The 2908-nt window shown below is 57.4% G+C and carries 3 protein-coding genes; all 3 read right to left on the bottom strand.

Going from position 1 to position 2908, the window contains the following annotated elements:
- Positions 1 to 835 precede the first annotated feature (835 nt).
- Positions 836 to 1159: a flagellar biosynthesis anti-sigma factor FlgM gene (flgM, locus tag V6C07_RS09810; protein ID WP_333536257.1), complete on the bottom strand. Its 324-nt coding sequence runs from the start codon at positions 1157 to 1159 to the stop codon at positions 836 to 838.
- A gap of 41 nt (positions 1160 to 1200) precedes the next feature.
- Positions 1201 to 1650 carry a DVU0524 family FlgM-associated protein gene (locus tag V6C07_RS09805; RefSeq protein WP_333536255.1) on the bottom strand — a complete coding sequence of 150 codons (450 nt, stop codon included), beginning with the start codon at positions 1648 to 1650 and terminating at the stop codon, positions 1201 to 1203.
- A 284-nt stretch (positions 1651 to 1934) separates the two neighbouring features.
- Positions 1935 to 2908: MFS transporter (locus tag V6C07_RS09800; protein ID WP_333536254.1), on the bottom strand; the 974-nt coding region annotated here is incomplete at its 5' end.

Here is a 2908-nt window from a genome sequence, read left to right as displayed (position 1 = left end):
GAAGAGTGTAGTATGATGGCTCAAGTCCAAAATCTCCTTGTGTGGCAAGTTGTTGTGGTAACTTCTTATACCACATACTGCTGAGATTTTGGACTTTTTTGTTACCCCTTAGCCGGACAGCAATGATATATGCTCTTGCCACACTCTATCTACAGCATTTCGTACCGGATTCACGCCCGCCCAAAGCGGTCTCAATGGCCTTGCCGCAGAGCGGCACGCCCAAAGAGCATGAGGGAAGACGCATAATGATGCCAAACTGACGGCACGTAGTCGAGAAAAAATGGCGCACCGAATGCATCCAACCAGTTGCCGCGTGGCTGCTGGCCGTGATGCATCCTGCAAGCTCAGAATTGCATAAAGAAATGGGAAGGCTGCCGGAACAAGGCTGTCCGGCGTATTTTACCGCTGAGAATATGCATTCCCAACGTTTTATAACGCTCACTACGGCAACAGCCGACAGATGCCCGACGCAGCCGCCACAGCCCGCAGGCTCTGGCGGCTGCGTGAGCAGACGTTCGCTACGGAGGCGTAAGCGCAGTTTATCTGCGCGGTTAAACGCCGAAGTGAGCGTGCCTTAAACTTTGAGAATATACATTCTCAAAGTTAATCTGCTCTAGACATTGTCGTCACGAGATGAATTTGCTTGGTATATCAAGGAGAACGAGCCTTTTATGCAGGAGTGTACTCTTATGGTACTCGACCGGAATAAAAGGCGAAGTTCGACGCAGAGATACCGGGAAAGGCGCTCGTGACGACACTGTCTAAAGCCGCGCTTGCGCCTTTATGACGAGCGTCTGCCCGGACAACGCCGGAGTAACTTTAAGGTAAATCTGCTCTAAATGCGGAACAGGCCCGGTTCTTCGCGAACAAGGCTGGCTGCAATAAGGCGGCTATCGGGCTTGTAGGTGCCGTTGGCAACCTGAATGCGCAGGGATTCGACCTTTTCGGCACGCACGTCGGGAGCGCTCTGGGCCGCGCGACGGGCCTCGGTCATGAGCAGGGCATCCTGCGAAACGCTGACCGTGTCTCCCTGAGCCGCATCTTCGCCCACGGCTCCTGCGCGCGCCCTTGCACGCGCATCGGCCCTGGCTGCAGCATTTTTTTCCAGACCGGCCGCATAGGGATCAAAAAAACTGTTTGGCGTATTTTTTATTTCCATATCCTGCTCCACTGGCGGCACGTCCGGGCCGCTTCGTGTAATCAGCCGCGCTGATCAGTGCCGCGCGGCGGCTCTTCCAGCATGCTTTTGTCCACCTGTTCACGAATGATGCGCCACAGGGCATGCCGGGTTGTACGCTGTACGTCTTCCGACAAAGGTTCCATGCCGTCCGGCCCCTCGCCCACAATATGAAGCCGCTGGCCGGGCGGATAGGTGAAAACCACCTCTTGCCCCACTTCCTTGCCCAATTCCTTGCGGATATTTTCCACCACAGGGTTGTCGCTGCCGGTGAATATCAGCGTTTCGTACAGCTCACGGGCGACCTTTTCCACACAGGCCTTCCTGTGGGCGACAGGGTCCGGGTCATTCGGGTCTTCACCCTGGGCAAGTCGCCTGCGCACGCGAAAACGCGCAAGACGCCGGGCAGCCAGCAGTTGCTGCTCGTACCCCTGAAGCATCATGCGCAGTTTTGCGGAATTGGCGTCGGGCATGCATGTATCCGTCCTTGCTGTCTGTTCGGACGGGCCTGAAAAAACTTTAGACTTTACTGTCCCGGAAAATTCCAGGGCATTTTTTCCCTGAAATCTCGCAGCACAAAGAGCCTTCCGGCCACGCGCAGCCGCCGGGGGCAAACTCCTGGTCACAGATTGGTCGCAAGCCGCTCTCAGTCCGGCCCCTGCGGAGAAGACAAAACCGCCATGCCGCTGCGCCGTCGCACACCGCCATTATTCCCGCAAACGGGTTACGGATGCGGCTGAGGCAAAGCCGTGCTGCCTCAGTTACGGTTGCGGGCAAGCACGCAGCCCACAGCCAGCAGGTTGAGCACACCAAAAACCACAAGATCCAGATGCATGCTTTTCATGAAGGCATCCACCGTATCAGGCCCTGCGGGCCTGTCACCGAGGAAAAAGCCGAGGGTCAGGGTGATGACCGCCATGTTCACAAGCTGCCCGGCGGTACGCACCGCCCCGGTAAGCCCCGATGCCTGCCCCACATGTGTCGGGCCGGCGCTTTCCAGAATAATGGTGGTATTGGGCAGGGCAAAAAGACTTATACCCACGCCGAGCAGCCCCTGAGCCGCAAGGAGCACGCCGATGGGCGAATGCACCTCAAGAAAGGCCGAAACCAGCAGCCCCAGGCCGCACAGCCCCACCCCGACGGCGCTCACATGGCCGGGGTTGAATTTAAGGCACAGGCGGGCGGCCACGGGAGTTGTCAGCGCCTGTACCACCGACTGAAGGGCAAGAAACATTCCGGCCTGCTGCACCGTCATGCCAAGGCCGAACTGCAAATACAGGCTGAAGAAAAAAAGTATGCCGAAAAAAGAACTGTAATTGATAAAGGCCGCCAGGGAAGAAAGGGCAAAAACCCGGTTGCGGGCCAGCATGCGGATATCAAGGATGGGAAACTCGCTGCGCAGCTCCTTGATGCAGAAAATGACCATAAGCACCAGAAACGCGCCGAGCAGACAGCCCGCCATAACAGGATATGCGGCCAGTTCCGAGGAGCCGAAGGTAAGCGCCGTCATGGCAAGCCCGTAAATAAAGCAGCCTGTCCAGTCAAAGGGGCGTCCCTTGGCGGTACGCCAGTCCAGTTTGACGAAATACTTCATGAGCAGCAGAACGACCACAGAGGTGAGGGCATTGCCCCAGAAAAGCCAGCGCCAGCCAAGCCAGCCCGCCACAAAGCCCGCCACGGGCGGGCCACAGGCAATACCGGCATACACGGCCGCGCCGCTGTAGCCAAGGT

This window comes from Desulfovibrio sp. 1214_IL3152, assembly GCF_036763055.1.
Classification (GTDB): Bacteria; Desulfobacterota; Desulfovibrionia; order Desulfovibrionales; family Desulfovibrionaceae; genus Desulfovibrio.
The sequence above is the reverse complement of the archived record's forward strand: the minus strand, read 5'-3'. Positions and strand labels throughout refer to the sequence as shown.

Coding starts and splice junctions, on each gene's coding strand:
- flgM (WP_333536257.1), bottom strand. CDS start 1,159: ATGGAAATAAAAAATACGCCAAACAGTTTTTTTGATCCCTATGCGGCC.
- V6C07_RS09805 (WP_333536255.1), bottom strand. CDS start 1,650: ATGCCCGACGCCAATTCCGCAAAACTGCGCATGATGCTTCAGGGGTAC.